The sequence below is a fragment of the Enterobacter cloacae complex sp. IR5422 genome (assembly GCF_049238165.1).
GTDB classification, from domain to species: domain Bacteria; phylum Pseudomonadota; class Gammaproteobacteria; order Enterobacterales; family Enterobacteriaceae; genus Enterobacter; species Enterobacter roggenkampii.
Window position 1 is genome coordinate 1 of sequence record NZ_JBMKHT010000086.1, and the last position, 7,339, is coordinate 7,339.

Here is a 7,339-nt window from a genome sequence, read left to right on the forward strand (position 1 = left end):
CAGGGCCAAAATCAGCCACGAAGAGACGATTTTGGGCTGAAAATTGGAAAATTGAGCCACAGGACGTCGATAAAGGACGGTTTGGGGCGTCATATCGGGAGCTGCGGACCACTTAATCGCAACTTCCCTAAGATTTTTCCTAATTCGACGCAAACTCTACTCGTCAGTTTTGACACATACAATCCAGCCATCCTCAAATTTAAAAAAAATGTGATCTACGTCACACAATTTAAGTGAATATGACCCATAAATCCATCAGTATGACTTGTAATTTGTTCAAATATTAACCAATCAACACTGTTTTGTATTCTTAATTGACGAATACTCATGCAGAAGGGGGATCAGAACTGGCATGCAACGTGCTTTTCCTCGGGTGGGCGTCGCGCGGAAACATTTACATCATTCACCCCTCCGGGAAACATTTTTCTTACTGTGAAAAAACATAGAGTTATGCAGGCTGCCCAAAAAAGATGTTTCAGAGCGTGATCATTCGAAATGATTTTGTAACGCATCAAAACGATTCAACAGTCAAGGCATAAAATTGTGTGATTTACGTTAAGTTGTTAATTTTTTTCATTTAGGCGCATTTTTCAGTTATTCTTCTTATAAGAATAATTAATGAATAATTATGATAAGCTTCACACTAATGTCGTAATCAGCCCTTGCAGAACCCGGAAAATCGCGGTAAAGGTGATCAAACGCTGTCAGTCAGACACCCAAGGAGTGCGCCATGAGTTACTCCCATCTACTTGTTTCTGTTGCCGTTTCCCCAGAAAGCCATCAACTCGTCGCCCGGGCAGTTTCCATTGCCAGACCCCACAATGCCCGCATCAGCCTCATCACGCTTGCGGCCGAACCCGAGATGTATAATCAGCTGGCTGCCCCCATGCTGGAGGATATTCGTGAGGTACTTCAGGAGGAAACGCAGCAATTTCTGCGCGAGCTGGTCGAAAAGGCACACTATCCTGTCTATGAAACCGTAATTGCGACAGGAGAACTTAATGCCCATATTCTCGACATGTGTCGTAAACAGAATATTGATTTAGTGATATGCGGGAATCATAACCACAGCTTTTTATCGCGCGCGGCCTGCGCGGCGAAATCCATTGTCGCATCAAGTCAGGTTGACGTGTTATTAGTGCCGCTTGGGGGGCGTTAACCCCCCAGGGAAATATCAGGCAAGTTTAGGGAAAGTTGCGATCTTTTTTTGTAAATCGCCTTCATGGCTTTGTGGGGCGATATCGCGGAGATCCTGAATAAAACGCGCCTGCCAGTGGTTAATATCGTTCTTCCGGATCGTCTCCATCATTTCAGCATGGCGGGAAATACGTTCCGTGAGCGGCATGGTCAGCGCGCGGTTCAGGGCATTCGCCACGTCATCGCGATCGTAAGGGTTCACAATCAGCGCCGAGGTAAGCTCATTTGCGGCCCCGGCAAACTGGGATAGCACCAGAACACCCGGATCGGCGGGGTCCTGCGCTGCCACATACTCTTTCGCGACCAGGTTCATCCCGTCGCGCAGCGGCGTCACCAGGCCAACGTCCGCATAGCGGAAGACCTTCATCAGGATCTTGCGGTCGAAGTGCTGATTCAGATAAAACAGCGGCGTCCAGCCCAGCTGCCCGTAGCGGCCATTAATGCGCCCGGCTTCTGTCTCCAGCTGATGGCGAATGTCCTGATAGGCCTGAACCTCACCGCGCGACGTCGGCGCTATCTGGGTATAGCGGATTTTACCGTGATGCTCCGGATATTTATCCAGCAGCGTTTCATATGCCAGGAAGCGTTCCGGCAGCCCTTTAGAATAATCAAGACGCTCGACCGAGAAGATATTTTTCACGTGCTTGAGTTCATTCTTAAGCTGCGCCAGCTTCGGCGGCAGCGGGCCGGAGGCCTGCTCCGCGATTTCGTCAGGTTCAATCCCTATTGGATACACTTCGGTGTGGAACGTTTTTCCCCACGCCGTATGGGTTTTCCCGCCTTTGGTCACCAGACGCGCTTTCCCTGACACGGAGTCCAGGAATGCCAGGCGGTCATTTTCCGTCTGGAAGCCCAGCAAATCGTAGTCACACAGCGCCTCCAGCAGCTCTTCATGCGGCGGCAGCGCGGTAAAAATTTCCGGCGTCGGGAACGGGATGTGCAGGAAGAAGCCAATCCGGTTATTCACTCCCCTCTTTCGCAGCTCTCTGGCGAACGGCAGCAGGTGATAATCGTGGATCCATAAAATATCGTCTTCTTCTATTAAAGGCAGCAGTTTATCCGCCAGCAGCGCATTCACGCGCGCGTAGCCTTCGAAGGATTCACGCTGGAATTTGACCAGGTCAAGGCGATAGTGAAACGCCGGCCACAGGACGGCATTCGAGAACTGCGAGTAATACTCGTCGTAATCTTTCTCTTTTAATGCAAACGATGCCCACGTGATGTTCCCGCGCGTCACTTTTTTGAGCGGTTTCTCTTCTTCACTGATTTCTCCGCTCCAGCCAAACCACAGCCCGCCAGCGGCTTTCAAGGCACCTAATACCCCTACCGCCAGGCCACCCGCACTGGCTTTTTTATCATCAGGCGGTGCGATTCGGTTAGAGACGACGACTAAGCGACCCATAATGGTTTCCCCCTTTGTTTTGCGCTATTTGTTGTTGTTGCTGGTTAGCGATATCAGATACCCACTGCCAGACGCTGGCGACATCCGCCAGCCGCCATTCGGCGACAGTGTCACCAGGCCCTACCTTAACGGCGATCCCTCCGGCCTGATTAACCACACGGAACCCGGCCTCGTCGGTCAGGTCATCCCCTAAGAAAACAGGCGTCCGGCCCTTAAAAGGTGCCTCCGCCATAAATGCGGCGATGGCAGCGCCTTTATTAATCCCCTTCGGCTTTAACTCCACCACGCATTTGCCCGGCTGCAGCGCCAGCTGTGGATGCGCATCCGCAACCGTCTGAGCAAGCGCGAGCACGGCATCTTCGTGCTGCGGTGCCTGGCGATAATGCAGGGCAAAGGCCATGCCTTTGGCTTCCAGCTCGGTGCCAGGCAGGTCGGCCAGCGCAGCAGAGAGCCGCTTCTGGAGCGTTTGCGTCAGTGCGTCGGGGAGTGAAACGATATGCGTTTGATCATGGATGTCGCGGCGCTCCGCTCCGTGTACACCGGCCAGCGGAAAGTGGTATGGACTGGCGAGCAGATCCAGCTCGGCCATTGAGCGCCCTGATATCAATGCCAGTGCTCCCTCATTCATGAGCGAGAGCTGATGCAAATCCTGTAACACCGCCTCCGGAATAGACACCTGATCGGGGTGCGGTTTTATCCCGGCGAGCGTGCCGTCGAGATCAAAAAAGAAAGCATAATGTCCGGGCAGTACAGGCGGTGCGGTTAACAAGTCAGCCACCCTTTTCCTCCTTACGGTTGACGAGAGGTAAACGCCTTTACCTCTTTCATAGCCATGTAAGTATAGACAGTGTGACGTCGCTCGCCATTTGACAACCGCCCCGCCAGTTTTACTGGCGGGGCGGTGAAGGGGTCAACTATGGTTATAAGTTGAGCAATAAAAGAGGTGCAAAACGGTTACACGGTACGCTTCGCTTTTTGCTTGTAACGGTCGAAAATCACCGCTGCCAGCAGGATCAGACCACGCACCACGTACTGCGAGAACGGCGAAATATTCAGCAGGTTCATGGCGTTCTCTACCGTGCCCAAAATCAGGATACCGGCCACCACATATGAGATTTTTCCGATGCCGCCCTTGAGGGAAACGCCCCCTAACACGCAGGCCGAAATAACGATCAGCTCATAACCAATAGAGGTCATTGGCTGGCCGCTGGTCATACGCGACGCCAGAATAATCCCCGCCGCGGCAGAAACGAGCCCCGAGAGCACAAAGATAATAATCTTGGTGCGCACCACCGGCACCCCGGCCAGACGGGCGGCCTCTTCGTTACCGCCAATCGCCAGCGTATTACGGCCAAAGGTGGTCCGGTTAAGCAGGAAGCCGAACAGGATCAGGCAGGCCACGGTCAGCCAGATAGGCGCAGGCAGACCCAGCCAGTTGGCGTAACCCAGCGTAAAGAAACGCTCGTCTTCAATCCCCACCGCTTTACCGTCGGAGATGATATAGGCCAGCCCGCGGACAATTTGCATTGTCGCAAGCGTCGTGATCAGGGCGTTAATCTTCAGGCGCGCGATAACAAAACCGTTCACCAGGCCGCTGATGACGCCGAGTAACAGACCGGCAAAAACGCCAATCCACAGGCTCTCCGTCATGTTGATCACCACGGCCGTCGTAACGCCTGCACAGGCAATCACCGACGCCACCGACAGGTCAAAATCGCCGGAGGCCAGACAGAACAGCATCCCGCAGGCCACCATCCCGGACATGGAGATGGCGAGACCCAGCCCCTTCATATTAATGAAGGTGGCAAAGTTGGGGACAAAGATCGCGCAGGCGACGAACAGTGCGGCAAACACCACCAGCATGCCGTACTGATCCCAGATACGCCCAACGCTCAACGCCGACTTCGACTTCGGCACTCCGGATGTAGTAACAGAGGACATCATTAACTCCTTACTCAGGCGACGGCCTGGCTAACTTTAGGCATGGCGAGGTTCAACGCCTGTTGTTCATTCGCCTGTTCATGAAGTAATTCGCCGGCAATTTCGCCTTCACGCATCACCACAATGCGGTCGGCCACGCCCAGCACCTCCGGCAGATCGCTGGAGGCGAAGAGCACCGCCACGCCGCGTTTTGCCAGCTCATAGATCACGTTATAAATCTCGTGTTTTGCCCCCACGTCGATACCGCGCGTCGGCTCATCCAGCAAGATGACCTTCATGTCCTCCGACAGCCAGCGGCCCAGAATGGCCTTCTGCTGGTTTCCGCCTGACAGATTCATGATCAGCTGTTCCGGACCCGGCGTTTTGATATTCAGTGAACGAATATGGTGGTCGGCATTGCTCGACTCCCAGCTATCGTTTATCAGGCAACCTGCGCGAATAAACTTACGGCGGGCGGAAATATTGATGTTGTCGCGTACCGAGTGCACCGGAATAATACCCTCTGCTTTCCGGTCTTCCGGACAGAGCATCATCCCTGCCCCGATTGCGTGAGCCGGTTTCTGAATGTCTACCCGCTCGCCGTCAATGGAGACCTGCCCATCGGTAATACGGGTACCGCCGAACAGCCCTTTCATCAATTCGCTACGCCCCGCGCCTACCAGACCAAACAGGCCGACGATTTCACCGCTGCGTACGGATAACGAAATCGGCGTTCTGACGCCCGGCGCTTTTACGCTATCGAGGCGCAGACGCTCAGGGCCGTACTGGCGAGGCTGCCAGTGATAGATATCACCCAGATCGCGTCCGACCATCGCCTGAACAAGCTGGTCATGGTTCACCTGCGCCATGTCGGTAAAGGTGCGCACATAGCGTCCATCTTTAAACACGGTGATGGCATCGCTGAGAGCAAATATCTCTTCCATGCGGTGCGAAACGTACAAAATCGTCCGGCCTTCCTGACGCAATTCGCGGATCACGCGGAACAGATTTTCGATTTCACGCTTAGAGAGCGAACTGGTGGGTTCATCGAAGGCAATTATTCTGGCGTTACGCGCCAGCGCCTTGGCAATTTCAACCATCTGCCACTGGCCGATGGAGAGATATTTCAGCGGCGTCTGGGGATCGACGTCCAGCCCCAGGTGTTTTAGCTGCAGCCCCGCTTCATAATTAAGTAGCGAACGATTCACCACGCCGCCTTTGTGCGGGAGCTGTCCTAAATAGATGTTTTCCGCCACGGTCATCTCAGGGATGAGGTGCAGCTCCTGATAGATAATGGCCACCCCGGCATTGAGCGCCGCCGTGGTATCGGCAAAAGAGACCTCTTCGCCGCGGATCGCCAGCGTGCCGGTTGTTGGCGAGTAGTTGCCGCTGAGGATTTTCAACAGCGTGGATTTTCCCGCACCGTTTTCCCCCATCAGGGCGTGAACCTGGCCGGCATAGCAGTCGAAGCTGATATCGGTCAGCGCGTTCACACCGGGGAAGGTTTTCCCGATGCCGCGAAAAGAGAGATACGGATCAGACTGTCGCATAACGTCTCCGTGATTCCTGTAGTGTGTACGTCAGGCCCCTCATGCAGGATGAGGGGCACAATCACCGCGTATTACTTCCCGCCCAGTCCTTTTTTCGCCAGCTCCTCTTTGAAGTTGTCGCGGGTGATGAGCACCACGTCGGTCACTTCGGTAAATTTCGGCGGTTCAGCCCCTTTGGTGACCCAGTTGTAAAGCATCTCGCTGGATTTATAGCCGTGAACGTCCGGGCTTGGCAGCAGTGAGCCGTAGAAGCCGGTGGCCTGCGCTTTGGACAGCTCGCTGACGGCGTCAACGCCGTTGATGCCAATCCCGATCACGTCAGGTGCCTTGAAGCCCTGACCTTCCGTCGCGCGCACGCCGCCCAGCACGGTGTTGTCGTTCATGCCGACCACCAGCCAGTGTTTGACCTCCGGATGCTGAACCAGCATGGAGTTGGCGGCGTCGAAAGCGCCCGGGATATCGTTAGATTTGGTGGGGACTTTGTAGATTTGTTTTTCCGGGAAACCGGCCGCCTTCAGCGCGTCCATTGACCCGGTTGTACGACGACGCGCCGTGTCCAGCTCATCCGCTGTAATAGCCATCACTGCGGTCTCTTTGACGTCCCAGCCGCGTTTTTGCATCTCTTTATAGAGTTCCTGGCCCTGACGTTCGCCGATTTTTGTCGCGGCCATCATGACCAGCGGGACGCTGTCCATCGGCTTGCCTTTGGCGTTCACGAACTGATCGTCAACGGCAATGACCTTCATGTCGTAACCGCGGGCTTTTGCCGCGATGGCCGAGCCCAGCTTTGGATCCGGCGTACAGATAACGAAACCTTTCGCACCGCTGGCCGCCAGGCTGTCGATGGCGTTCAGGGTTTTCTCACCGTCAGGCACGGCGATTTTAATCACTTCAAAACCTAAATCTTTCCCGGCCTTATCGGCGAATTTCCACTCCGTCTGGAACCAGGGCTCTTCGGGCTGTTTTACCAAAAAACCGAGTTTTAAATTCTCAGCAATAGCGGATTGTGACATAACGGCAGCCAGACCGATGGCCGCCAACGCTTTAGTAAATTTGTGCATGGTAAACTCCAGCTTTAGCTTTCTTTTCTGTAGGGAATATGTGCGTGCTTCTTATTTAATCGGACTTAAAACAAGGCATTAGGGAAGGTGCGAATAAGTCCGAGATGTGAGATCATCGTGTTGTAACCTGAACCCAGAATGAGTAACCGGATGAGCCAGCAACTGACTTTTGCCGACAGTGAGTTTTCCAGTAAACGCCGCCAGACCCG

The 7,339-nt window shown here is 54.0% G+C and carries 6 protein-coding genes; 1 reads left to right on the forward strand and 5 read right to left on the reverse strand.

Translation table 11 applies throughout. From position 1 onward, the window contains the following. Positions 1-730 precede the first annotated feature (730 nt). A complete protein-coding gene (gene uspC / locus ACOTXT_RS21940) occupies positions 731-1,159 on the forward strand; it encodes a universal stress protein UspC (protein WP_008500414.1) in 429 nt (142 codons plus the stop codon). A gap of 15 nt (positions 1,160-1,174) precedes the next feature. Here uspC and otsA read toward each other — a convergent pair whose 3' ends face one another. The 5 genes from otsA to araF form a co-directional block, all read right to left on the reverse strand. Continuing rightward, complete coding sequence (otsA, locus tag ACOTXT_RS21945; RefSeq protein ID WP_021240457.1) at positions 1,175-2,599, reverse strand: alpha,alpha-trehalose-phosphate synthase; 1,425 nt, start codon at positions 2,597-2,599, stop codon at positions 1,175-1,177. Further along, positions 2,574-3,377 carry a trehalose-phosphatase gene (otsB, locus tag ACOTXT_RS21950; RefSeq protein ID WP_023325535.1) on the reverse strand — a complete coding sequence of 268 codons (804 nt, stop codon included), beginning with the start codon at positions 3,375-3,377 and terminating at the stop codon, positions 2,574-2,576. Before otsB ends, otsA begins: the two co-directional genes overlap by 26 nt. A gap of 176 nt (positions 3,378-3,553) precedes the next feature. After that, positions 3,554-4,543, reverse strand: a complete 990-nt coding sequence (gene araH / locus ACOTXT_RS21955) for an L-arabinose ABC transporter permease AraH (protein ID WP_171843394.1) — start codon at positions 4,541-4,543, stop codon at positions 3,554-3,556. 11 nt (positions 4,544-4,554) lie between these two features. Further along, positions 4,555-6,069, reverse strand: a complete 1,515-nt coding sequence (gene araG, locus ACOTXT_RS21960; protein ID WP_008500410.1) for an L-arabinose ABC transporter ATP-binding protein AraG — start codon at positions 6,067-6,069, stop codon at positions 4,555-4,557. Positions 6,070-6,140: 71 nt separating this feature from the next. Beyond that, positions 6,141-7,130 carry an arabinose ABC transporter substrate-binding protein AraF gene (araF, locus tag ACOTXT_RS21965; protein WP_008500409.1) on the reverse strand — a complete coding sequence of 330 codons (990 nt, stop codon included), beginning with the start codon at positions 7,128-7,130 and terminating at the stop codon, positions 6,141-6,143. Between the last annotated feature and the right edge of the window lie 209 nt (positions 7,131-7,339).